Here is a 23,464-nt window from a genome sequence, read left to right on the forward strand (position 1 = left end):
GGCGTGGGGGATTCGGCGGGAACCGCCGTGGTCAGGGCGTGGCAGCTCGGGCGATCAGGGCGAAGCGGATGTCGGTGACCGCGTGCCCCCAGAGCACGTCGTCGTCGGCGAGGTCGTGGACCTCGATGTCCGCCACCAGCGGGTCGAGGGCAGCGGCCAGGGCGTCGGGTGTCACCCCGCCGTACCAGGGCAGCCGGGTGTGGATCGGGGTGTAGTCGCCGTGGTCGGCGTCTGGGCCCGGCTGTGCGTCGGGTTGCCCCCAACGCCCCTCCACCAGCACCAGCCGGCCGCCGGGCCGGAGCAGCGATGTCCACCGGCGCAGGGCGTCATGGGGGTCGGGCAGCGTCCAGACGACGTGGCGGACCAGCACCACGTCGACCGAACCCATGGAGAGGGGAGGGTCGGCGGCGTCACCGACGACGAACCGCGCCGAGGTGCCCTCGGCCTTGGCCGTCCCAGTGGTCGGCCACGACCGGCAGCACCGTGTCATCGCCCATGCCGTCCCCCCTCCACCGCACGGTGTCGTCAGGCGTCGTGGACCACCAGGCGGATGCGCTTGTTGGCCTTGCCCTTGGACTCGGTCCTGGTGACCTCGACCCGACCGACCTCGGCGGTCGTGGCGACGTGGGTGCCGCCGTCGGCCTGCTTGTCGAGGCCGCGGATGTCGATGACGCGCAGCGGGTCGATGAAGGCGGGGATCAGGTTGGCCTTGGTGCGGATCAGGGCGGGATCCTCGTCGGCGGCGGCGCGGCCCACGAACTCCACCATGATCTCGCGGGCAGCGGCGATCTCCTCGTTGATCCGCTTCTCGGCGCGCTCGCCCAGCTCTGCTGACATGGCGTCCAGCTCGAAGTCCAGCCGTCCCTTGCCCGGGTCCATGTTGCCGCCGGTCACCGCGACGCCGAAGTCGGCCCAGATGACGCCGCAGAGGATGTGCAGGGCGGTGTGGGTCCGCATCAGCAGGTGCCGACGGTCCCAGTCCAGCGTTCCCTCCAGCGTCGTGCCCGGGTCCGGCAGCGGGTCGTCCTCCCCCAGCTGGTGCCAAACGACCGCCTTGTCCTTGCCGACCTTGGTCACCTCCGCCGATCCGTCACCCCACACGAGGGTCCCTCGGTCGGCGGGCTGCCCACCGCCGCCGGGGTAGAACGCGGTCCGGTTCAGCGCGACCCGGTGGACGTCGACGTCGACGTCGGCGACGACCGCCTCGAAGGTGCGCAGGTAGGCGTCGGTGGAGTACAGGTCCTCGGTCGGCTCGGGCATGGCCGCGAGCCTAGTCCGTTCGTCGAGGGCGGTGGTACCCGTTACGTGGCGGGCCGCCGGTGCACGCTGACGACGTAGTCGCCGCCGACGTAGGACTCGCCTTCCCACGTCGCCAGGTCCTCCACCGGCTCGAGGCCCGCCGCCGTGCAGTGGGCGTGGTGGTCCTCCAGCGACAGGTGGTCCCCGGCCAGCGAGAACCCGCAGACCAGCGTGCCGCCGGGCGCCAGGTGGGCAGCCAGCCGGCGTGTCACCGTCGGCTCGGTACCCGGCGTCAGGAAGATCATCACGTTGCCGGCTGCCACGACGACGTCGAACGTCCGGCCCAGGTCGAGCTCGGCGACATCGACCTCGATCCACTCCACCGCATCGGACTTCGTCCGGGCGACCTCCAGCATCGACGGGTCCAGGTCGACGCCCACGACCTCGAGGCCACGACGCGCCAGCTCCACGGCCACCCGGCCCGTCCCGCAACCGGCGTCCAGCACCGTCCGCGGCTCGTACGCCTGCACGCGGTCGGCCTCGCCGTGCATGTACTGGCCGCGCTCCTCCACCGCAGCCATGCGGGCGTCGTAGTCGCTGCCGCGGGGGACGCCGTCGCGCTTGGCCAGCCATCGGTTCTCGCTCATGGCACCGAAGTAGACCTCGTGGTCGCACCCCCGCCGTAACGGGGCGGCAACGGCGAGCGTGTCACCATCGACTCGTCGTCACCCCCGTCTCACCGTTCGTCCACCTCCCGGAGATCCGTTCCGTGCGTCCGCTCGCCCTCACCGCTCGCCTGCTCATCGGCACCCTCACCGTGGCGCTCCTCCTCCCGACCGCCGCGGTGGCGCAGGAGGACGTGGCCACGGTGATCCGCGAGACCCAGTGGTGCGCCGACCTCGGCCGCAAGCAGCCGGGTGAACCCGCCGACGCGGCCATGGCCGATCACATCGCCGAGTTCTTCGCCGCCAACGGCCTGGACGTCGAGCGCGAGACCTTCCACATGCCGGTGTTCGACGTGGAGGAGGTCGCCGCGGAGGTCCTCGCCCCCGACGACGCGGTCGGCACCGTCCCGGCGACGTCGTTCGCCTACGGCGGCATCGGGACCGTCGAGGCCGAGGTCGTGTACGTCGGCACGGGCCGTTCGCAGGACTACGCAGGGGTCGACGCCGAGGGGAAGATCGTCCTCGTCGACCGCGACACGACGTTCCACCGCTCGGCCCAGCTCAACGAGGTCGTCGCCCAGGGCGGCGCGGCGATGCTCTACGTCTCCGAGGCACCCGACAACCTGATCCAGGTCGGCACCGTCCGGTTCGCCCAGCACCCCTCCCCCACCATCCCGACCGTGACCGTCGGCTCCGACGACGGGGCCACCCTGAGGGACCTGGCCGACGCCGGGACCCTGCGGATGCGCCTGACCGTCGACGCGGCCAAGAAGGACGCGGTCGGCGTCAACGTGATCGGGACCAGGGTCGGCACGACGTACCCCGACCGGATCGTCATGGTCGGGGGGCACTACGACTCGTGGTTCGACGGGGCGGTCGACAACTGCTCGGGCATCGGCTCGATGCTGCAGATGGTCGAGGCGCTCGCCGACGTCGACCCCGCCTACACCGTCATGTTCGGCGCCTGGGATGCGGAGGAGACCGGACTGGTCGGCAGCTACGACTGGGTCCGCAACCACCCGGACCTCGTCGAGAACATCGTCGTCAACCAGAACCTCGAGATGACCTCGGCCGCGACCCAGCTGGGCGAGACGGAGCTGGACGCGTCGCTGGTCAACCTCATCTTCGGGACCGTCAGCCCCGGCATGAACACCGTGATCGCCACCTCGTTGGCCCAGACGGGACACGTCGGCGTCCCGACCACCGCCCCGGCGATCCGGTCGATCCAGGGCGGGATCATCCCCACCGACCTGCAGCCCTTCTACACCGCCGGGGTGCAGGGCTTCTCGACCTTCTCCTCCTCCAGCTACTACCACACGACCGAGGACACGACCGACCACATCCCGGCCGGTTCCCACGAGCGAGTGACGGAGTTCCTGACCCGCTTCATGCTCGACGTGCAGAACGTCCCGCCGGAGCTGCTTGCCCTGCGGGAGGTCCCCACCGTCCGCGTCGACGTGCCCGACCAGCACCCGACCGGTGTGCCGCTGGAGGTCACGATCACCGTGACCCAGCCGACCGGGCAGGCGGCGACGGGCCTGGAGCCCACCGTGCTGGTCAACGAGCGCGACCACTGGCCCATCGTCCGCGAGTCCGCGACGGAGGTCGGGGACGGCGTCTACACCTACACCGTCGACGGCATGCTGCTGGACGACACCGGTGAGCACTGGCTGACCGTGTCGGTGGACGAGGACCTCTACGCAGCGGAGGGGTACGCCACCGTGGACGTGGTCGAGGGACCGTTCCTGCGGCACGCCGGCCACGACCGGGTGGCGACCGCCGCGGCCGTGTCGGGTGTGGCGCTGGACCGCGCCGATACCGTCGTGATCGCCACGGCCGCCACGTTCGCCGACGCGCTTGCCGGCGCGCCGCTCGCGGTGGCCGAGGGGGCGCCGCTGCTGCTGACCGAACCCGACGCGCTGTCCATGGCGACGCAGGCGGAGATCGACCGCCTGGGTGCCACGGACGCGGTGCTGCTGGGCGGGGAGGCGGCGCTGTCGGCGACCGTGGCAGACGATCTCGAGGCGCTCGGCCTGGACGTCGAACGGATCGGTGGCGAGACCCGGTACGAGACGGCGGGCCTTGTCGCCGACCGGGTGGGGATCGAGGGTGCGGCCGTGGTGGCGTCCGGCGAGGTGTTCCCCGACGCGCTGTCGGCCTCCGCGGTCGCGGCCGCTGCGGGCACGCCGGTGCTGCTGGCACGCGCGGGCGACCTCCCGGAGGAGGTGTCCTCGCGCATCGGCGATGGTGTCGAGGTGACGCTGGTCGGCGGCGAGGGTGTGCTGTCGGCGGCGGTGTCGACGGCGGTCGCCGGGACCGGCGCGACCGTCGCGCGGATCGCCGGCCCGACCCGGTACGGCACGTCGGCGGCGATCGCCGAGGCCGGCATCGCCGACGGCCTGTCGATGGACGGTGTGTGGGTGGCGACGGGTCGCGGGTTCCCCGACGGCCTGGTCGCCGGTGCGGCCGCGGGCCACGCAGGCGTGCCGCTGGTGCTGGTCGACGGCCAGGACCCGAGCGGGTCCCCGGAGACGACGGCGCTGATCCGCTCCCACGCCGACGCGATCGGCACGATCCACGTGGCGGGCGGCATCGCGGCGATCAGCGACGCCGTACTCGCCGCGCTGCTCCCCAGCTGATCCCTCCACTGAGCGACGGATGACGGAGTTCCAGAAGGACGTCCGCGAACTGCGCGACGGGGTGCAGGAGATCCTGCGACGCCTGCCCCCGTCGGCCTGACCAGCTACTCGGTGCCGAAGGGCTTGCCGAGGGGTGCGCCGGTCATGTCGGTGATCTGGTCCCACTTCTCGCCGAGCGCCTCGGGAGTGGGCACCTCGTCGAAGTGGACGCCGTTGGCCTGGGAGAAGTGCACCCGGGCGTACTGACCGGCCCCGGCCAGGACGATCCAGCCCGAGTCGGTCATCTCGTCGCTCGCCAGGTGCACGACCAGCGGTGAGACGTACGCCGGGTCGAACTGCTTGAGCATCTCGTCGTTGAACAGGTCCTCGGTCATCCGCGTCGCGGCGATCGGCGCGACGGAGTTGACCTTGATGTTGTACTTGGCGCCCTCCATGGCGAGGGAGTTCATCATCCCGACCATCCCGAGCTTGGCGGCGCCGTAGTTGACCTGACCGAAGTTGCCGTACAACCCAGAGGTCGAGGTGGTCATGATGACCTTGCCCGACGACTGGTCACGGAAGTGCGGCCAGGCGGCGCGGGTCACGTTGTAGCTGCCGTAGAGGTGGACCTTCAGCACCGAGTCCCAGTTGTCGGCGGTCATCTTGTGGAAGGTGCCGTCGCGAAGGATGCCGGCGTTGTTCACGACCACGTCGATCCGGCCGAAGGTGTCCAGCGCTGTCTGGACGATCGCCGCGCCGCCCTCCTCGGTGGCCACGTTGTCGTAGCTGGCGACCGCCTCGCCGCCGGCAGACGTGATCTCCTCCACGACCTGGTCGGCCATCGCGCTGCCGGCACCCGTGCCGTCGCGCGACCCACCCAGGTCGTTGACGACCACCTTCGCGCCGCGCGACGCGAACAGCAGGGCGTGCTGGCGGCCCAGCCCTCCGCCTGCTCCGGTGATGGCGACGACGCGTCCTTCGACTCCTGCCATGGCTCTGTGACCTCGCTGATGTGTTCGGGGAAACGGGGGTGCGCGGAGGCTACCGCGCAGGACCCCCATGGTTTTCCACGGGCCTGTGGATCATTGTCATGTACGAGAAGCCTTGACGTGATCTAACGTGATTCACGATGACACGATTGATCGTCCTGCTGATGGTCCAGGCCGCGAGCACCGCGTGGTTGTTCGGCCTCGCCTGCCCCGAGGTCGGCGCGGCGTTGGCGGATCCGCCCGCGCTGGCCGACGCCACGGCTGCGGCGCTGGCACGCCTTCTGCTGTTCGCGGTCACCCCGTTGGCCTCGACGTGGATGCTGCTGGTCACCGTGGCCGACCTCGTGATGGTGGTCCGGTCCGGTGGGGGTCGTCGTGTGGCGCCTGCGTGGATCCGACAGGTGGTCGACCAAGCCCTCGGCACGGTGGTGCTCGTCGGGGTCATGGCCGGGCCTGCGGCTGCCGTCACGCCGGCAGACCTGCCGCTGGCCCTGTCGGAGGTGTCCCCGGACTTCAGCGATCCCCGTCCCCGCTCGCTGGCAGACCTGTCGTCGCAGGCACCCGCCGGTGATGGACCCGATACGGCAGCGTGGCTGGGCCCCTCCACCCCGGTGCGCCTGCCGGTGCCGTGGTCCCTGCCCGTCCCGCCGCTGGACGTTCCGGTCCCGCCGCTGGACGTTCCGGTGTCGCCCCCGGACGGCCAGGCCCTGCCCATGGACGATCCCGCCTCGACCGCGATGCCCGCCCATCCCGAAGCCGTGCCCGCCGAACCCGGCGGCCCGGATCCGGGCGACGAGGCCGACCCGGGGACCCACGTGGTCGCGCCCGGCGAGAACCTGTGGGTCATCGCCCGCGCCCATCTCCTCCGGGACGGGCTGCCGGCGCCGCGCGACGTGGAGGTCCACGCCTACTGGTCGCGTCTGGTGCAGGACAACCTGCCGACGCTCCGCAGCGGCGACCCCGATGTGATCCACCCGGGCGAACGGTTGCGGTTGCCCGACGTGGTGACCCAGCCATCAGCGGACACCGGCGACGGACGGCCATGACACCGCCCGCCCCGGTTCGCCTCCTGCAGCTCGCGCTGTGGGTGGCCGTTGCGGCTGGTCCCGTCCTCGGCGTGGCCGCCATGGTCGTCGCCACCGTCGCCGGGCGGCAACCGGCACCCACTGCTGTTCCCGACGTCGGGACACCCGCGTTCGCCGAGCTCGTGGTCCTCCAGCACGTCACCAGCCGATCGGGTCCGCCGGCCCGGCTGCAGCCCGTGCACCAGCAGCTCCGTCCAGCCATTGCCGACACCGGGTCGCCGGACGGCCTGCACGCCCCCTCCCCCCTGGACGTGGCCGCGGTGGCCGCCCTCCCCGCCGGGCCCGGTCGGTGGGGGGTCACGGTCATGGTCCTGGGCCGCGACGGCGCGCTGGAGTCCTGGCAGGTGACCATCGCCGAGACGTCGGGTGGTCCGGTCGTGGAGGGGGTGCCCGCGCTGGTCCCAACGCCGGACTCCGAGCCGTCGGTCTCGATTGCCCTCGGTGCCCTCCAGCCACCTGTGCCCGACGACCCGTTGGCCACGACCGTCGAGGGGTTCCTCCGGGCCGTGCTGCTGGGGACGGGCGAGGTCGAGCGCTGGACGGCGGTCGACAGCGGCCTGGCTGCGCTGGACCGGCCTGTCGCCGAGATGTCGGTGCGTCGGGTCGCTCGCCACCGCGTGTCGGCCTCCGCGGTCGCGGTCATGGCCGAGGTCGAGCTGCGACGGCACGACGGGAGCGTCGTGGTCGCCCAGTACCCCCTCCTGCTCGTCGAAGCGGAGGGCCGGATCGAGGTCGTGCGCGTGCTTCCCGCCCTCCCCCTCGTCCCCACCGGCCCATGACCCGCCCTGTCCCCCAGCCCCAGCCCCTCCAACGCCAACCCCGAGGTGAACCGAAGTGATCGACTTCCTCAGCAACATGATCGGTGACGTCAGCGACGTCATCACCGCGGCCATCGCCGCTGCAGCTGCGGTCTACGTGGCCAGCGTCTGGTGGAAGACCAAGGCGCTGGTCCCCACGATGACGGCCATCATCCTGGCCGCCGTCGTCGTCTGGGCTGCAGGCAACGTCGACGTCCTGGAGGGCCGCGTGGCCGAGGACTCCAGCGACTGGATGGCCACGCCGTGAGCAGCCCGACGTTGCAGTGCCGCACCTACACACACGCCCGCCGGTTCCCCATCGTGATCGGTCGCATCGGTGGCTACGCCCTGCCGACGCCGCTGACGCCCACACAGGTCGTGGCGCTCGTCGGTGTCGCCGCGATCGAGCTGTCGACCCGTCACGTCTGGGCGCGGTTGCCCGGCGCCATGGACCTGGTCGTGGCCATGCTGCTGCCCGTCGCGGCAGCGTGGGCCGTCCGGCATGCCGTCGTCGAGGGACGCGCACCCATGCGGTTCGCCGTCGGCGTGCTCACCTACCTGCTGCGGCCTCGACGTGGCACCCGTGCAGGGCGACCGGTGCGTGCCACGCGCCCCCTGCGCATCGGCGTCCGCACGGCCGACCGTCCCGAACGCCGGGTGCCCACCGGATGAGGCTGCCCGCTCGAGCCGTTGCCGGCAACCGGCTGTGGACCCACGACGGCGCCGTCTGGGCGGTCTGGCGCGTCGAGCTGCCCAGCTACCCGTTCCTGTCCGACGACGCGAAGCTGTCGTTGCACGGGCGAGTCCGCTCGGCGCTGACGACGCTGCCACGCCACGCGCAGGTGATCGGGGTGCACCGCCGGGTCGGTCCGCAGGAGCTGGGCGAGGCCTTCACCCGAGGCGTCCGTCCCGACCGCCTGGCCCGCTGGCGGGATGCTGCTGGTCCCGACGCCCGGGCCCTGCTGGAGCGCGGGCCGGTCGAACGGCGGGTCTACCTCGCCGCACGCATCGTCGACCCCCACGGTCGCACCCTCGTCGAGAGCGCCATGGCGATCGTCGGGGACGTGCTGGGCATCGACGGGCCCGGCCCGTCCCGGATCGACGATCGTACGTCCCACCGCCGGGCAGAGGAGCTGGGCACCCGGCTGTCCAGGACCCTCCGGGTCCAGCCGGCGCACCCCGCGGAGCTGCGATGGCTGTACCAGCGGGCGTTCCTCCGCGGCGTGGCCGATCCTCCCCCGCCACTCCCCGCGCCCGCCGGCGACCATGGTCCGCGCCCGCTGACCGGCAGCCTCGGCGACGCCGTCCTCCACGAGGGCGGGACGGCACACGACCCCGGCCGCGGTCGCCACCGGCGGTACCTGCGCGTCGACAACGAACAGGGCACCTCCTTCCAGTCCACCCTCGTCATCTCCGAGATGCCACCGGCGTTCGCCTACCCGGGCGGGGGCGAGTGGTTCGCCGTCGCCGACCTCGCCCCGTTCCCCGTGGACTGGGTCGCCCGCCTGGACGCCGTGCCAAACGCCGCGGCCCAGACCCGTGCCCGTCGCCAGCAACGACAGCTGACCGCGCAGGTCGCGGAGTACGACGGCGAGCCGACCGGCCCGCCCGACACCCTCGCCGACGCGCTGCACGGCATCCGTGAGGAGCAGTCGGCCCTGGCCGCCAACCCCGGTGACCCGGAGCTCGAGGTCACGATCGGGTTCACCGTCTGGGGTGACGACGTCGGCCAGCTCGACGCCCGCGCCTCCCAGCTCGGTGACCTGCTGGAGCCGTGGGGATACGCCGTGCACCGTCCCACCGGCGGGCAGGTCCCCCTGTTCGCCGCGGGCCTGCCGGGCGTCCCCGCCCCCGCGGTGTGTCGCGACTACGTGCAGTTCATGCTGCCCCGCGACCTCGCCGCCGGTGCCCCGTTCGCCGGGGCCAGCGTCGGCGATCCGCAGGGCATGCCGCTGGGCGTGTCCATCGCCGGTGCGTTGCCCGAAGCCGTGCTGCTCGACCCGGCCCACGGACCCGCCACCAACCGGTCGGGGTCGCTCGGCGTCTTCGGCGCGTTGGGCAGCGGCAAGTCGTTCTTCGTCAAGCGGGTGGTGCTCGGCACCGTCGCACGGGGAGGCCGCGTGGTCACCCTCGACCGGACGACCGCCGGCGAGTACGTGCGGCTGGCAGGCGCCGTCGACGGCACCGCTGCGGTGGTCGAGCTGGACCCGTCTGCGCCCGTCGGCATGGACCCGCTGCGTGTCTTCGCCGGTGAGGACCGCATCCGGGTGGCGCTGGGGTTCCTCAGCGTCCTGACCCGAACGACGCCGACCGATGTGGACGGTGCCGTGCTCGCCGCCGCGGTCCGTGACGTGGCGTCGCAGGACGGTCGGCTGGTCGACGTCCTCGACCGGCTGGACGCCTCCGGGGAACCCGAGGCCCGGGTCCTGCGCCGCAAGCTCCAGGCGTACCGTGAGCATCCGTTGTCCCAGCTGGTCTTCGCCGACCGGCCACCCCTGCAGCTGGATGCCGACCTCATCTGCTTCCACGCGCCCGGGCTGGCCCTTCCGGACCGCGATGCCATGCGGCTGGAGCACCTCGCCAAGCAGCTGCTTCCCGAGCAGGTCTTCGGGCAGGCGCTGCTGTACCTGGTCGCCGCGGTCTCGCGGACCCTCGCGTTCGCCGACGATCGCTTCGGCGCGGTGCTGGTCGACGAGGCCTGGGCGCTCACCGCCAGCCCACAGGGGCGCCAGCTGCTCCTCGACACGATCCGTGACGGCCGCAAGCACAACGCCGCCGTCTGGGTGCTGTCACAGCACCCGACCGACCTCGGCGAGGACGCCCTGCGGGACCTGCTCGGCATGCGGGTGCTGTTCCGCCAGTCCCGTGGCGCGGCCGCAGCCGCGCTGGAGTTCATGGGCCTGCCCGCCACCGACTCGATGGTCGAGCTGGTCAGCAGCGAGCTCGGGACGGGCCAGTGCCTGCTGCGTGACGTCGCCGACCGGGTCGGTCTCGTCCAGGTCCTGCCGCCGGCCGACCCGGCGGTCCGGGCGGCGCTGGACACGACCCCGATGTCGAGCCCCGTGTCGTCGTCGGTGCCCCATTCGACCGCATCCGACGCGCGGCAGGACAGGGAGGTCACGGGGTGAGGAGGGGCGGTCGTCCAGCGACAGGTGCCGCGCATGCCGTCTTCGTCGCCGTGTTCGTGGGCCTGTTCGTCGTCCTGTTCGTGGTCGGTCCGGCGGCGATGCGTCCCGCTGCAGCCGATGTCGCCGGGGCGCTGCGGACGATCGAGCGGGAGGACCCGCCGGACGCCGCCGGCCAGGACCTGCTCGGGGCGATGTTCGGCGTCCCGGGCGGCGACACCCCGTCGTCGCACTACGAGCTCGGGGCGTCGGTGGGTGTGCTCGACCGCATCGTGGCCCTGCAGGCGCGCAGCCTGTTCACCATCGCGCGCTGGACGGTGGCGCTGGGTCTGCACGTCGTCGAATGGGTCCTCCGGTTCGACCTCGGTCGCGTGCTCGCCGGGCCCGCCGGCCGGCTGGCGGAGGTCTACGCCACCCGGGTGATCGGGGGGTTGCAGCTGATCCACCTGGCGCTGCTCCTGGCCGTCGCGCGTGGCGGCTGGCTGCTGCTGCGCCATCGGGCCCATGCGGGCGCCACCGAGATCGTCGTGGCCATGGCGATCACCGCGATGGCGACGGCGCTCGTGGCGCAGCCCACAACCGCTGCCTGCCGAGGGCTCCGTGTGCTGGCGGGGACGACGCTGGCCATCGTCGACCTCGGTACGGGTGAGGCCGATCGCGAGCCCGGCCCCTGCGGCGAACCCCAGGGGTCGGCGCTGCCTTCTGGCTTCGCAGCCACGGCCCACGGAACCTTCGTCGCCGACCCGTGGATGACGCTGCAGTGGGGCAGCGTGCCGACCGGCGGGTGTCGCCAGGTCGCCGACGCCCTGCTGCAGAAGGGACCGTGGGGCGACGACGACTTCCCCCGGGATCGCATGGAGGAGGCCGGGTGCGAGGACCACGTGGCGTTCAACGCACACATGGGTGTGGATCGCCTCGTCGGGGCCCTCGCCCACCTCATCGCCTGCGTGGCGTTCGCGGCTGCCATCGCGATCGTCGCCGTGATGTTGCTGCTGGGTCAGGTGGCCGGGGCGCTGCTCGTCGTGGTGATGCCGTTCGCGCTGACGGCCGGTATCGCCCCCGGCACCGGTCGCGAGCTGCTGGCCCGATGGGGCCACGCCGTCCTGAAGGTCGGGGTGCTCTTCCTCGGGTCCGCGGTGCTGCTCGTCCTGCTCGTGGAGGCGGTGCACGCCCTGCAGACGGGGATGCAGGACCAGCCCGTGGCCATGCGGATGCTCGCGAGCGCCGGCGCGGCGTGGGCGGTCGTGGCGCTGCGACGACAGGTCTTCGGCTCGATGCGGTTCGCGGCCCAGAGCATCTCGGCGCGCGCGGCGGGCCCCGGTGCCGACGTCGGTGCGGTCGGCGGTGACCCCGAGCAGCGCCTGAAGGGTGCAGCCACGCAGGCGGTCGGGGCCGCCATGGCCGTGAAGACCGGCGGCCTGTCCGCAGTGGCCGCCATGCGCGGCAGCCGCAGCGGCGAGGGGGTCCAGACCGCCGGACGCGGCCAGCGGCTCCTCGTGGCTGCGGCTGCGACCAGGACGTCCTCGACCCAGGTCGGCGTGGCGGCCGCCGCCGGGTCGACGCCGGCCGCCGGCCACCCCGTTGCGGGATCGGGCGCTGGTGGGCCAACCGGTTCGTCCCAGCCGGCCGCGCGTGTGGGGTCGCCGGGGCGTGTCGGGTCGTCGGGCCACGCGGGGTCGTCGGGGGCTGCCGGGTCGTCGGGGGTTGCCGGGTCCTCGGGGGACGCGGGGCGGCCGCCGGTGGACGTGCTCGGGCGTGCCGTCGCTGACTCACCGGCATCACGTCGTGCGGCGCCCCCTCGAGCGGCATCACCTCGTGTGGTGTCGCCCGGGGCGGGTGGCGACCCCGACGTGCTGGTACACGGAACCGGGGGCGACCGTGCCGTCCCGGTCCATGGGACCGGCGTCCTCCCCGCACGCATCCCCGGGGCTGGTGGTGTCCTGCTCGCCCCGCCTCGTGCGGTCGTGGTGCCCGACCTCCACCGGACGTCCGAGGCAGGTCCGGCACCCGGTGGGGTTCCACGTGACACGCCGGTCCACGCCGTCGCCGGCATGTTCGCCTCCAGCACGACGTCCAGTCGTGCGTGGATGGTCGCCACGGTCGACGCTCCCACTGGCCCGCATGGCGCCGAGCAGCGTGCCTCCTCGTCCCGTTCGGCGGACCGGCCCCCGCCGAGTGTTCCCGACCGCTCGGCGACGTCGAGCTGGGACGGCGTGCCCGTCCGAGTGCTCGCCGAACGCGGTGGCGGCTGGGACGTGGAGGGCCTCGGCGTCGAACGGTCGCTCGAGCAGGCCTTCCACACCCCGGCGGCGCTCGGCCCGGGACACGACGGCGACGGGTCACCCCACCCGATGGGTGGGCCGCCGGATCGACCTCGTCGCGGCCGACCGGGCGCCGCTGGCAGGGCCGTGCAGATCGGCCTCCGCCGTGCGGCCGCAGCCGACGGCGGGGACGCTCGGCCAACCGGATCGCGTGGTCGCCCCGGAGCCGGCCGATGAAGGCCCTTGTGCTCGCCGGGCTGCCAGTGCTGGGCGTCCTCGCGATGCCGATGCTCTTCGTCGGGGCCGATGACGGCGGTGGGGTCCTCCAGCATCCCGACATCCCCGTCGTCGCGCTGCAGGCCTACGTCGACGGGGCGACCGCCGCGGGAGGCCTCACCCCGCCGTGCACGATCAGCTGGGCACTCCTCGCCGCGATCGGGAAGGTCGAGAGCGACCACGGACGGTACGGCGGCAGCCAGCTCGACGGCGCCGGCCGCGCCACCCCGCCGATCATCGGCATCCGCCTGGACGGCAGCAACAACACCGCGGCGATACGCGACACCGACGAGGGCCGGCTCGACGGCGATCCGGTCTGGGACCGCGCGGTCGGCCCGATGCAGTTCATCCCCGGCACCTGGGCCATGTGGGGGCGCGACGCCGATGGTGACGGGCACACCGATCCGCAGGACATCCACGACGTCGCCGAGTCGGCCGCCGCGTACCTGTGCAACTCCTCCCCTGACCTCACCAGACCCGATGCGGCCAGGTCTGCGGTCTTCACCTACAACCGGAGCGGGGCGTACGTGGACGAGGTCCTGGCCATCGCGGCGGCCTACGAGGCCGAGGCCACGGCCCTGTCCGATGGGATGTTCCCAGGAGGTGGCCCCGTCGCCTGCCCCGTCGTCGCGCCGGTCACCTTCATCGACTCGTGGCACTTCCCGCGGGGGGACGACCGCGTCCACCTGGGGCAGGACCTGTTCGCCGCCGAGGGCCAGCCGCTCGTCGCGGTCGCCGACGGCACGATCGCGGAGGTGCGGGTGGGTGCGGGGCTGGGCGGCAACATCGTGTGGTTGCGCACCGACGACGGGCACGCCTGGTACTACGCCCACCTGTCGGGCTTCGCGCGGAGCGCCGAACCCGGACGGCACGTCGACCGCGGCGAGGTGATCGGCTACGTGGGCCGAACCGGTAACGCGGCCAGCACCCCGCCGCACCTCCACATCCAGTGGCGCCCGGCCGGCCGACACGGCCCCGACACCAACCCCTACCCGCTCCTCGACGCTGCCTGCCCGGGCCACTGACCGAGCCCGTCGTGCGGCGGCCCGCCCACGGCACCCGGGGAACGGGCGGTTGACGGCCACGCCGGGGCAACGGCGGTGTCGGCGCGGCGTGTTGTGCAGCTTCGTTCACGGGCTGGCGAAGCTGCACGAGGTGGTGAGCGTTGTGGGCAGCTCGGCCGGGATGCGCGCGGAAATGCACATTTCCGGCCGTCGGTCCCTGATCGGCCGCCTCCAGAGCGTGCGGCCTGGCCACGGCCTCGGCGCGGCCCTTCGCGGCTTGGTCACGGTCCCGGCGCGGCGTGTTGTGCAGCTTCGTTCACGGGCTGGCGAAGCTGCACGAGGTGGTGAGCGTTGTGGGCAGCTCGGCCGGGATGCGCGCGGAAGTGCACATTTCCATGTCCGGCCGTGCCCACCTCGACCAGCCCCACGCACCCAGCCCCCAGCGCACCGTCCCCACGGCGGACCGACCCGTACGGGCCGGAGGGGCTAGCGGCGGCGGGAGCCGCGGTGGCGTTCGATCTGGGGTGGGCGGTAGAGCACGATCTCCGACCGGGAGGACTCCTGCATGGCCCGCAGCGCCCGGGTGGCCTCGACGCGGACCTGCCGCACCTCCTCCTGGGCCTCGGCCAGCTTGGCCTCCATCTGCTCCAGCCGGTCCTCCAGCGCGAGGATGCGCAGGACGCCCGCCAGGTTGACGCCGTCGCCCTGGGTCAGCTCCTGGATCAGCTGCACCCGCTCGACGTCACGCGCGGAGTACCGCCGGGTCCCACCCGACGTCCGCGCCGGCTTGATCAGCCCGCGACGCTCGTAGGTGCGCAACGTCTGCGGGTGCACGCCCGCCAGCTCGGCGGCGACCGAGATGATGTAGACGGCCCGTTCGCGCATCACGCACCACCACCGGCCAACATCTCGTCGAGGTGGGCGCGGGGGGTGGAGTCGTCCATGGCGGCGAACTCCTCTACCAGCTTCTTCTGGGTCTTGGTCAGCTTGGGCGGCACCGTGACCTGCACGGTGACCAGCAGGTCACCGAAGCCGCCGCCCTCCTTGGGGGCGCCGCGGCCACGGACACGCATCGTCCGACCGGACTCGGTCCCCGCCGGGATCTTCAGCGTCACCGGCCCGTCGAGCGTCGGTACGGTCACCTTCCCGCCGAGCGCCGCCTCGGCGAAGGTCACGGGCAGGGTCATGGTCAGGTGGTCGCCCTTGCGTCGCAGGACCGGGTGGTCGGCGACGTGGACCTTCACGTACAGGTCGCCGGGCTTGCCGCCGCCACGACCTGCCTCGCCCTTGCCCTTGAGCCGGATGGTCTGGCCGTCGCTGACACCAGCGGGCACGCGGACCCGCAGGGTGCGGGCGCGTTCCTCGACCCCGCTCGCGTGGCAGTTGGTGCACGGGTCGGTGATCAGCTCGCCGCGGCCGCCGCAGTTGGTGCACGGCTGGCTGAAGCTGAACATGCCCTGGTTCTGGTCCTGCACGCCGCTGCCCTGGCAGCGGGGGCACTGCACCGGACGGGTGCCGGGCCGGGAGCCCGTGCCCTTGCAGACCTGGCACACGGCCGTGCCCATGACCCGGAGGGTGACCTCGGCGCCGGCGAGGGCGTCCTCGAAGGAGAGGGTCACCTCGGCGCGACGGTCCTCCCCCTTGCGTGCGGCCGTCTGGGTCCGCCGTGCGCCGCCGAACCCGCCGGGTGCCGCTGCGCCATCGCCGAAGATGCTGCCCAGCAGGTCGTTGAGGTCGAAGTTGGCCTGCCCGCCACCGCCGCCGGGGAACCCGCCGCGCATGCCGCCGAACCCACCGATGCCGCCGGACGCCGCCAGCTCGCGGATGTGGTCGTACTCCTGGCGCTTCTTGGGGTCCGACAGCACCTCGTTGGCCTCTGACGCGGCCTTGAAGCGTTCCTCGGCCTTGGGGTCGTCGGGGTTGGCGTCGGGGTGGTTGGTGCGCGCAGCCTTGCGATAGGCCTTCTTGATCTCGTCGATGCTGGCGGTCTTCGACACGCCGAGCACCTTGTAGAAGTCCTTCTCCAGCCAGTCAGCCTGTGACACGGGTCACCTCCTCGTTGTCTTCCGGGTCGCGGGAGCGGTCAGCCCACGACCTTGACCGAGGCGGCGCGGAGCAGCTGGTTCTTGAAGCGATAACCGGTGCGAAGGACCTCCACGACCTCGGGGTGGTCGCGCTCCTCGCCGTCCTCCTCGTGCATGAGCGCCTCGTGGTGGGCGGGGTCGAACTCCGCACCCACACCGGGCACCTCCTCCAGGCCGGCCTCGGACAAGGCCTGGACGAGCTGGCCGTGGACCAGCTCCACACCCTTGGCCAGCTGGGTGTCCTCCGACACCGCGGCGGCCTGCAGGGCGAAGCCGAAGTTGTCCAGCACGTCCAGCAGCCGCTCGGCCAGGGCCGCGGCACCGCGATCGCGGGCCTCGGCCACCTCGCGCTGACGGCGCTTGTTGAGGTTGTCGAAGTCGGCGCGGGCCCGGAGCATCTGGTCGGTGAGCTCGTCGCGCTCGGTGACGACCTGGGCGATCTCCTCGGGTGTCAGCTCCGGCGGGGCGTCGACGTCGGCGGCATCGCTGTCCAGCGTCGCCTCCGACACGTCGTGCAGCCCCTCCGGGTGGTGCTCGGGCGCGGTCTCGGCGCCGAGCGCCGCCTCACCTGATGTGGTGGGGTCGGCGCCGGCGGTGTCCTCGCCGCCGGAGGACCCCGGCGCATCCGGGGCCTCGGGCGTGGGGTCGGTCGTGGCGTCGTCGGTCACGGGGATCAGGCGTCCTCGTCGGTGTCGGGTTCGTCGACGACCTCGGCGTCGACGATCTCGTCGTCGTCCTCCTCGGTCGGGGCGCCGGCGCTCGGGGCGCCCTGGTCGGCACCGGCCGCGTACAGGGCCTGGCCGATCTCCTGGCTGACGCGCATCAGGTTGTCCGATGCGTCCTTCACCTTCTCGGTGTCCTCGCCCTCGAGGGCCGTCCGCAGGTCGGTCTGGGCCTGCTCGAGGTTGGCCTTCATCGTGGCGTCGATCTTGTCGTCGTTGTCCTTGACGAGCGACTCGGTCTGGAACAGCAGGCTGTCGGCGGTGTTGCGGATCTCCGCAGCCTCCTTGGCCTTGCGGTCCTCCTCGGCGTACTGCTCGGCGTCGCGGACCATGCGGTCGATGTCCTCGCGGGGCAGCGCGGACTGACCGGTGATGGTCATCGACTGCTCCTTGCCGGTGGCCTTGTCGACCGCGGACACGTGCACGATGCCGTTGACGTCGATGTCGAAGGCGACTTCGATCTGCGGCACGCCACGCGGCGCCGGCGGGATGCCCGTCAGCTGGAACTTGCCCAGGGTGTTGTTGTACTGGGCCATCTCCCGCTCGCCCTGCAGGACGTGGATCTCGACCTGCGGCTGGCTGTCGGCCGCCGTGGTGAAGATCTCCGACTTGCGGGTCGGGATGGTGGTGTTGCGCTCGATCAGGGTGGTCATGACGCCGCCCTTGGTCTCGATGCCCAGCGACAGCGGGGTGACGTCGAGCAGCACGACGCCGCCGCCGACCTCCTTGTTGATGATGCCCGCCTGCAGGACGGCACCGGTGGCGACGACCTCGTCGGGGTTCACGCCCTGGTGCGGGTCCTTGCCGCCGGTCAGCTCGCGGACCAGGTCCAGCACGGCCGGCATGCGGGTCGAGCCACCGACCAGGATCACGTAGTCGATGTCGGACGCGGTGATGCCGGCGTCCTTGATGGCCTGCTCGAACGGCGCACGGGTGCGGTTCAGCAGGTCAGCGGTCATCTTCTGGAACTGCGCCCGGGTCAGGGTCTGCTCGAGGTGCAGCGGCTGCCCGTCGCGGGCGGTGATGAAGGGCAGGTTGATCTGCGTGTCCTGGGTGGTGGACAGCTCCTTCTTGGCCTTCTCCGCCGCCTCCTTGAGGCGCTGGATGGCCATCTTGTCCTGCGACAGGTCGATGCCGTAGTTGTTCTTGAACTCCGTCACCATCCAGTCCATGACGGCCTGGTCCCAGTCGTCACCACCGAGCCTGGTGTCACCGCTGGTGGACTTGACCTCGAAGTAGCCCTCCTCGATGTCGAGGACCGACACGTCGAAGGTGCCGCCGCCGAGGTCGTAGACCAGCACGGTCTGCTCCTCGTCGCGGTCCAGGCCGTACGCCAGCGCAGCCGCGGTGGGCTCGTTGATGATGCGCAGGACGTTGAGGCCCGCGATCTCGCCGGCCTCCTTGGTGGCCTGGCGCTCGGCGTCGCCGAAGTAGGCCGGGACGGTGATGACCGCGTCGGTCACGTCCTCGCCCAGGTACGCCTCGGCGTCGCGCTTAAGCTTCATGAGGATGCGCGCGGAGATCTCCTGCGCGGTGTAGGACTTCCCGTCCACCTCGGTGGTCCAGTCAGTGCCCATGTGGCGCTTGACGGACGTGATGGTCCGGTCGGGGTTGGTCACGGCCTGGCGCTTGGCGACCTCGCCCACCAGCGCCTCGCCACCCTTGGAGAAGCCGACGACCGACGGGGTCGTCCGTGCGCCTTCTGCGTTGGCGATGACGGTGGGTTCACCACCCTCCAGGACCGCGACGACCGAGTTGGTCGTCCCCAGGTCGATGCCGACAGCCTTGCCCATGTCTGTACTCCTGTGTGTTGAGCGGTTCAGGTGAGACTCGAGCGACAGCCTATCGACGCCCTCCCCGTGCTGCAAAGAAATGTGAGCGCCTCGGACTCAGGTTTGGTGGGTGGGTCCTGTGCGGGCCAGTCGTGACAGGTGTGGAACACGTGCGAGTTGCCCCTCCCGCTCCGACCGGGGGTGGTGCAGAATCCGCCACCATGCGCACCACGCACTCGCCCCGGGTCGGCCTGCTCATCGGCCTGCTGCTGCTCGCGCTGGTCGCCGCGGCGTGCACCGGTGGGGACGACGACCCGGCCCCCGACCCCTCCGCCAGCGAAGGGGCAGCCCCGGGCGGCGACGAGGCGGCCGAGCTGGAGATCCCCGTCCTCGAGGGCGCCGAGATCGACGTGGATCCGGCGATCATCGACGCCGTCACGACGTGGATCGACGAGGAGTCCGGGCTGACGGAGATGCTCAAGGAGGAGCTGGTGCTCGCGTCGGCGTCGATGACCCGCGACGTGCACCACCTGACCTACGAGCAGCAGCACGGCGGGGTGGCCGTGCGCGGCGCCCAGCTGGTCGTGCACGTCCGTGACACCGGCGAGGTGCTCGCGGCCAGCCAGTCGCTCTCGACGACCCTGCCGGGCGCCGGCACCACCGAAGAGCTGACTCCGGACGAGGCGCGCGAGATCGCCGTCAAGGCCATCACCGGCACGATCATCGGCGAACCCGAGGTCCTGTCCACCTGGCTGGAGGACGGTCCCGAGCTGCGCCTCGGCTGGGAGGTGAGGATCAGCACCGAGGAGCGCATCGACTACGCCGTCGTGGTCGACGCCACGACCGGTGACGTGCTGAGCGTCGACCAGCTGTCCTCGACCCAGCAGTCCTCCTCGGCTGGGGACCGGGACGACGGCGGGTCCGTGGTCGACGGTGCGGAGGTGGCACAGGCGGGGGGCTGTGGCGCGCCCGCACCGCCGAGCGCCTGCATCTTCGTCGTCGACCCGATCTACGCCGCGGGCACACCCGCCATCACCGGGGCCGAGGCCAACCGCACCCTCGTCGGCGTCCCGCTGGCCAACCTGACCGACCCGTCCGACGGCAACCTGGTGGGCCGCTACGTGCAGGTCTTCCCCGACGTGCGGCCCGATTACGTCGACCCCGACAACGTCTTCGGCGAGGGCGGTCGTGGCGGGCAGGACCCCACCTTCGAGGGTGGGATGGTCTACTACTGGATCGACTACACCCAGCAGCTCATGCAGTCGCTGGGGTACGACTACCACGGTGACGACCCGGTCGATGTCATCCCGATCGACCCGACGTTCACCGACAACGCGGCGTACCTGCCGATCTTCGACCTCATCGTCATGGGTGTGACCAGCAACGGCGTGGTTGCGCTGGCGGAGGACGCCCAGGTGATCGTGCACGAGTACGGTCACGCGGTCGTGGAGTCGGTGGTGCCCAACATCCTGGGGGCCGAGGGTGGGGCGTTCAACGAGGGCTTCGCCGACCTGCTGATGGTCTTCACGACGCTGGAGTTCCGCAACGGCGACATCGGCTGCCTGTCGGCGTGGTTCGGTCGCGAGATCGGCCTGCCGGGCGGCTGCATCCGGCGGATCGACACCGACAAGGTCTACCCGCAGGACCTGCTGGCCGAGGTCCACCTGGACGGCGAGATCTACACCGGCGCGGTGTGGGACGTCTTCACCGCCATGCTTCAGCGCGACACGGGCCTCGTGCCCGAGGACTGCCAGGACCGTGCGACCAACCCCTGCGACGCGGTGCGGGACGAGGTGCTGGGCACCCTGCTCGGCAGCCTGCCGTTCCTCACCCCCCAGGTGACGCTCAACGACGCGGCGGCCGCGATGGCGCTGAGCGACGAGATCTTCTACGGGGGCCGCAACGCCGACCTGATCACCCAGGTGATGGGCCAGCACGGGCTGGAGACCACCAGCAACCCCAGCGTGATGATGGCGTCGGGTCCGATGGAGCTGATGTCCAACGAACGGTCCCCGTCGCAGGTGGCGCTGAAGATCATCCATGAGAACCGCGGGGACCTGGCCGTCGAGCTGCAGGTCGTCGATGCGTCCGGCGAACCCCTGTGCGTCTCGACGTTCCTGACGCCCGACACCGCCGACTCGGCCGACAACGTGACCGGGCGCTACGACCTGGCCGGGTCGACGTGCGAGGCGTTCCTGCCGCCCGGCCCCGATCAGGTCTTCCAGCTGGTGGTCGTCGACATCGCCGGCGGGGCGCTCGGCGAGCTGTTCCAGTTCAACGTCTTCCACGAGGGGGTGGAGTACCGGGCCAGCGGGTTGCCCCAGGCCATCCCGGACGGCGACGGGCGGGGGATCGTCGCGACCATCCCCGACACCGACCTCGGCGCCGTGCCGATGGCCGACCCCCAGCCGCCCCCTCCGGGCCCGGCCCCGCCGGCACCGGCGCCTGCCCCGGCACCCGCGCCTGCTTCGGCACCCGCGCCTGCCCCGGCACCCGCTCCCGCCCCGGGTGGCGCCCTGGAGGCCGACATCGCGATCAGCCACACCTACGTCGGCGACCTCGACGTGGTCGTCGGGGTGCTGGACGCAAGCGGCAACGCCGTCTGCGCCGTCGAGGTGCTGCGCTCCGACCCCTCCGACGCCTCCTCGGACTTCACGGGCACCTTCGACGTCAGCGCCTGCGCTGCCAACTACCCGCCCAGCCCGAGCAACATCTGGGCGCTGGTGGCCATCGACAACGCCGCCATCGACGTCGGCACCATCACCCAGTTCACCCTGCGCGGCCCCGACGGGGTCACCCGCCAGGGCCAGGTCCCCGCCCAGATCCCCGACAACGACCCCAACGGCGCGCTGGTGCTGCTGAACCCATGAGCACCGACCCCTCGTGGCTGGTCTCCCGTCCGCCGGAGCTGGTCGCGGGGGACGGCTTCGTGCTCGAACGCGCCGCCGAGCGTCACGCCGACGGCCTGACCGAGGCCATCCAGACCTCCCTGCCGGAGCTGATGCGCTGGCTGACCTGGCCGTTCGAGGGGTTCTCGCTCGACGACACCCGACGCTGGCTGGAGATGGCCGACGAGGACTGGCGGACCGGACGCGACTTCGGCTACGTGATCCTCGACGGGGAAGAGGTCGTCGGGTCGACCGGCTACACCAACCGGATCGGCCCGGGCTGGCTGGAGATCGGCCTGTGGATCAGGACCGCGCGGGCGGGTGAGGGGTTCGCCCGGCGGTCCACCCTCCTGCTCGCCGACATCGCCGAGCAACACCTGCCCGAGGTCGAGGGCCTGGACATCCACCACGACGTCACCCACGACGCCAGCCGCGCGGTCGCCGCCGCCTGCGGCTTCACCCTCGTCGGCGAGGTCGACCCGGGACCGGATCGGCCCTTCCAGCGGACACGCGAGGCAGTCTGGCACCTGCCCCTCCACCGGACACCCCCAGCAGGAGCCACTTCGTGACGCCCTGGCTCGACTCGCGGCCACCCGAACGCATCGTCGTCGACGCCGACCTGGTCCTCCAGCGTGCACACGCCGACCATGTCGACGGGCTAGTCGAGGCCGTCCGGGAGTCCCTCCCCGAGCTGCAGCGCTGGATGCCGTGGGCCATCGACGGCTACGGGCCGGCCGAGGCCAAGGAGTGGCAGCAGGGCTGCGACGACCAGTGGCCCACCGGCGGAGGGTTCGCCTGGGTGATGCTCGAGGGCGACCGCATCGTCGGGACCGTCGGGCTGATCAACCGGCTCGAACCCGGCTGGCTGGAGATCGGGTACTGGGTCCGGACCCCCTCGACCGGCCGGAAGCTGGCCAGCCGTGCCACGGCGGCGCTGATCGACACGGCCCGCACCCACCTGCCCGAGGTCGAGGGCGTCGCCATCCACCACACGGTCGGCAACGACGCCAGCCGGTCGGTCCCGGTCGGCCTCGGCTTCGTCTTCGTCGGCGAGTCCGAGCCCACGCCGGAACGGCCCTTCCAGCAGGCCACCGAAGCGGTCTGGCGCCTGCCCCTCCGCTGACCGACGCCTGCAGGACGGGATACGGCAGGACTGGCTTCAGCCGGACTGGCTACAGCAGGGACTTGCCCCGCCAGCGCCGGCTGATCCGGCGGCCGCGCACGTCGGACTGGTTCGTGCCGTTCAGCGCCAGGGTCAGCACGAGCGGCAGCAGCAGCAGGATCGCGCCGATGATCCACATGACGGCCGGGTCCAGCATGGCGATGACTCCTCGTTGGCGAACGGTGTCCAGAACGGGCTGCTGACAAGGTCGACACAATCGGTCCACGCGCCAGCGCCGTCAGGATATCCCGTGGAGAATCCACCTCCATGATCGCCACGGCCCGCGTGTCCGCTGCCCTCGTCGCCCTCTGCGTCCTCGCGGCCGCGTGCACCGGGGCCGACGATCCCGGCCCCGACACCCCGTCGGCGGAGGAATCCCGCGCCGAGGACGTCGACGGTCCGACGACCACGACGACGGGCAGCGTCGGCGTCCAGCAGGTCGCCGGCGTCGACATCGACGTCGACGACGACATCCTCGAGGCGGCCCACACCTGGATCGTCGAGGAGTCCGGGCTGAGCGACATGCTGCAGGAGGAGCTGTTCCTCGCCGAGGTCACCACCACCCGGGACGTGATCCACCTGACCTTCGTCCAGCAGCACGACGACGTCGCCGTCCGGGGCGCACAGTTCATCGTGCACGTGCGCGACACCGGCGAGGTGCTCGGCGCCAGCCAGTCGCTGACCACCACCCTCCCCGGCGAGGACACCACCGAGGAGCTCGACGAGGCCGAGGCCGTCGACATCGCGGTCAAGGCCGTGCCCGGCACCCCGGTCGGG

The 23,464-nt window shown here is 72.0% G+C and carries 20 protein-coding genes and 1 pseudogene; 12 read left to right on the forward strand and 9 right to left on the reverse strand.

What is annotated here, in order from left to right:
- Positions 1-31: 31 nt before the first annotated feature.
- Genes CUC05_RS18385 through CUC05_RS18395 form a run of 3 tightly spaced genes read right to left on the reverse strand, consistent with a single transcriptional unit; the run spans position 32 to position 1,886 of the window.
- On the reverse strand, positions 32-490 hold the full coding sequence (locus tag CUC05_RS18385) for a class I SAM-dependent methyltransferase (RefSeq protein WP_108667583.1): 459 nt from the start codon (positions 488-490) through the stop codon (positions 32-34).
- Positions 491-525: 35 nt separating this feature from the next.
- A complete protein-coding gene (locus CUC05_RS18390; RefSeq protein WP_108667584.1) occupies positions 526-1,260 on the reverse strand; it encodes an alanyl-tRNA editing protein in 735 nt (244 codons plus the stop codon).
- A 41-nt stretch (positions 1,261-1,301) separates the two neighbouring features.
- Complete coding sequence (locus CUC05_RS18395; RefSeq protein ID WP_108667585.1) at positions 1,302-1,886, reverse strand: class I SAM-dependent methyltransferase; 585 nt, start codon at positions 1,884-1,886, stop codon at positions 1,302-1,304.
- A 122-nt stretch (positions 1,887-2,008) separates the two neighbouring features.
- Between CUC05_RS18395 and CUC05_RS18400 the strand changes: the two genes are divergently transcribed.
- Complete coding sequence (locus CUC05_RS18400) at positions 2,009-4,543, forward strand: cell wall-binding repeat-containing protein (protein WP_108667586.1); 2,535 nt, start codon at positions 2,009-2,011, stop codon at positions 4,541-4,543.
- Between the two features lie 104 nt (positions 4,544-4,647).
- On the opposite strand, the gene CUC05_RS18405 is transcribed toward CUC05_RS18400, so the two are convergent.
- Complete coding sequence (locus CUC05_RS18405; RefSeq protein ID WP_108667587.1) at positions 4,648-5,514, reverse strand: SDR family oxidoreductase; 867 nt, start codon at positions 5,512-5,514, stop codon at positions 4,648-4,650.
- Positions 5,515-5,651: 137 nt separating this feature from the next.
- On the opposite strand from CUC05_RS18405, the gene CUC05_RS18410 reads away from it, so the two are divergent.
- From CUC05_RS18410 to CUC05_RS24845, 7 genes are read left to right on the forward strand one after another with little or no spacing between them, the layout of a single operon-like run.
- Entirely contained in the window at positions 5,652-6,557 is a 906-nt protein-coding gene (locus CUC05_RS18410; protein WP_157965736.1) for a LysM peptidoglycan-binding domain-containing protein, read from the forward strand.
- Positions 6,554-7,375, forward strand: coding sequence for a hypothetical protein (locus tag CUC05_RS18415; protein WP_108667589.1), 822 nt, complete (start codon positions 6,554-6,556; stop codon positions 7,373-7,375). The genes CUC05_RS18410 and CUC05_RS18415 overlap by 4 nt, the downstream gene beginning before the upstream one ends.
- Before the next feature lie 55 nt (positions 7,376-7,430).
- Positions 7,431-7,661, forward strand: coding sequence for a hypothetical protein (locus CUC05_RS24840; RefSeq protein ID WP_157965737.1), 231 nt, complete (start codon positions 7,431-7,433; stop codon positions 7,659-7,661).
- The gene (locus tag CUC05_RS18420; protein WP_157965738.1) at positions 7,658-8,065 is read left to right on the forward strand and encodes a TcpE family conjugal transfer membrane protein; all 408 of its coding nucleotides are present in this window, start codon (positions 7,658-7,660) and stop codon (positions 8,063-8,065) included. The genes CUC05_RS24840 and CUC05_RS18420 overlap by 4 nt, the downstream gene beginning before the upstream one ends.
- Positions 8,062-10,521 (forward strand): VirB4 family type IV secretion system protein, encoded by a 2,460-nt coding sequence (locus tag CUC05_RS18425; RefSeq protein WP_108667591.1) that lies wholly within the window; start codon positions 8,062-8,064, stop codon positions 10,519-10,521. Before CUC05_RS18420 ends, CUC05_RS18425 begins: the two co-directional genes overlap by 4 nt.
- Positions 10,518-13,016 carry a hypothetical protein gene (locus CUC05_RS18430; protein ID WP_157965739.1) on the forward strand — a complete coding sequence of 833 codons (2,499 nt, stop codon included), beginning with the start codon at positions 10,518-10,520 and terminating at the stop codon, positions 13,014-13,016. The genes CUC05_RS18425 and CUC05_RS18430 overlap by 4 nt, the downstream gene beginning before the upstream one ends.
- Entirely contained in the window at positions 13,013-14,080 is a 1,068-nt protein-coding gene (locus tag CUC05_RS24845; protein WP_157965740.1) for a peptidoglycan DD-metalloendopeptidase family protein, read from the forward strand. The genes CUC05_RS18430 and CUC05_RS24845 overlap by 4 nt, the downstream gene beginning before the upstream one ends.
- Before the next feature lie 465 nt (positions 14,081-14,545).
- On the opposite strand, the gene CUC05_RS18440 is transcribed toward CUC05_RS24845, so the two are convergent.
- The 4 genes from CUC05_RS18440 to dnaK are packed head-to-tail and all read right to left on the reverse strand — an operon-like array spanning position 14,546 to position 18,658.
- Entirely contained in the window at positions 14,546-14,944 is a 399-nt protein-coding gene (locus CUC05_RS18440) for a heat shock protein transcriptional repressor HspR (protein ID WP_108667593.1), read from the reverse strand.
- Entirely contained in the window at positions 14,944-16,104 is a 1,161-nt protein-coding gene (gene dnaJ / locus CUC05_RS18445) for a molecular chaperone DnaJ (RefSeq protein WP_108667594.1), read from the reverse strand. The genes CUC05_RS18440 and dnaJ overlap by 1 nt, the downstream gene beginning before the upstream one ends.
- Positions 16,105-16,142: 38 nt before the next feature.
- On the reverse strand, positions 16,143-16,811 hold the full coding sequence (locus tag CUC05_RS18450; RefSeq protein ID WP_157965741.1) for a nucleotide exchange factor GrpE: 669 nt from the start codon (positions 16,809-16,811) through the stop codon (positions 16,143-16,145).
- Between the two features lie 5 nt (positions 16,812-16,816).
- Positions 16,817-18,658, reverse strand: coding sequence for a molecular chaperone DnaK (gene dnaK, locus CUC05_RS18455; RefSeq protein WP_108667596.1), 1,842 nt, complete (start codon positions 18,656-18,658; stop codon positions 16,817-16,819).
- 200 nt (positions 18,659-18,858) lie between these two features.
- Between dnaK and CUC05_RS18460 the strand changes: the two genes are divergently transcribed.
- From CUC05_RS18460 to CUC05_RS18470, 3 genes are read left to right on the forward strand one after another with little or no spacing between them, the layout of a single operon-like run.
- Positions 18,859-21,507: a PepSY domain-containing protein gene (locus CUC05_RS18460; protein ID WP_108667597.1), complete on the forward strand. Its 2,649-nt coding sequence runs from the start codon at positions 18,859-18,861 to the stop codon at positions 21,505-21,507.
- Positions 21,504-22,094, forward strand: a complete 591-nt coding sequence (locus CUC05_RS18465; RefSeq protein ID WP_108667598.1) for a GNAT family N-acetyltransferase — start codon at positions 21,504-21,506, stop codon at positions 22,092-22,094. The genes CUC05_RS18460 and CUC05_RS18465 overlap by 4 nt, the downstream gene beginning before the upstream one ends.
- Complete coding sequence (locus tag CUC05_RS18470) at positions 22,091-22,648, forward strand: GNAT family N-acetyltransferase (RefSeq protein WP_157965742.1); 558 nt, start codon at positions 22,091-22,093, stop codon at positions 22,646-22,648. Before CUC05_RS18465 ends, CUC05_RS18470 begins: the two co-directional genes overlap by 4 nt.
- Positions 22,649-22,697: 49 nt before the next feature.
- On the opposite strand, the gene CUC05_RS24850 is transcribed toward CUC05_RS18470, so the two are convergent.
- Positions 22,698-22,844: a hypothetical protein gene (locus CUC05_RS24850; RefSeq protein ID WP_157965743.1), complete on the reverse strand. Its 147-nt coding sequence runs from the start codon at positions 22,842-22,844 to the stop codon at positions 22,698-22,700.
- Between the two features lie 110 nt (positions 22,845-22,954).
- Between CUC05_RS24850 and CUC05_RS18475 the strand changes: the two are divergent.
- Positions 22,955-23,464 (forward strand): annotated as a pseudogene (locus CUC05_RS18475) (hypothetical protein); the annotation flags it as partial.

The sequence above is a fragment of the Euzebya rosea genome, assembly GCF_003073135.1.
Lineage (GTDB): Bacteria > Actinomycetota > Nitriliruptoria > Euzebyales > Euzebyaceae > Euzebya > Euzebya rosea.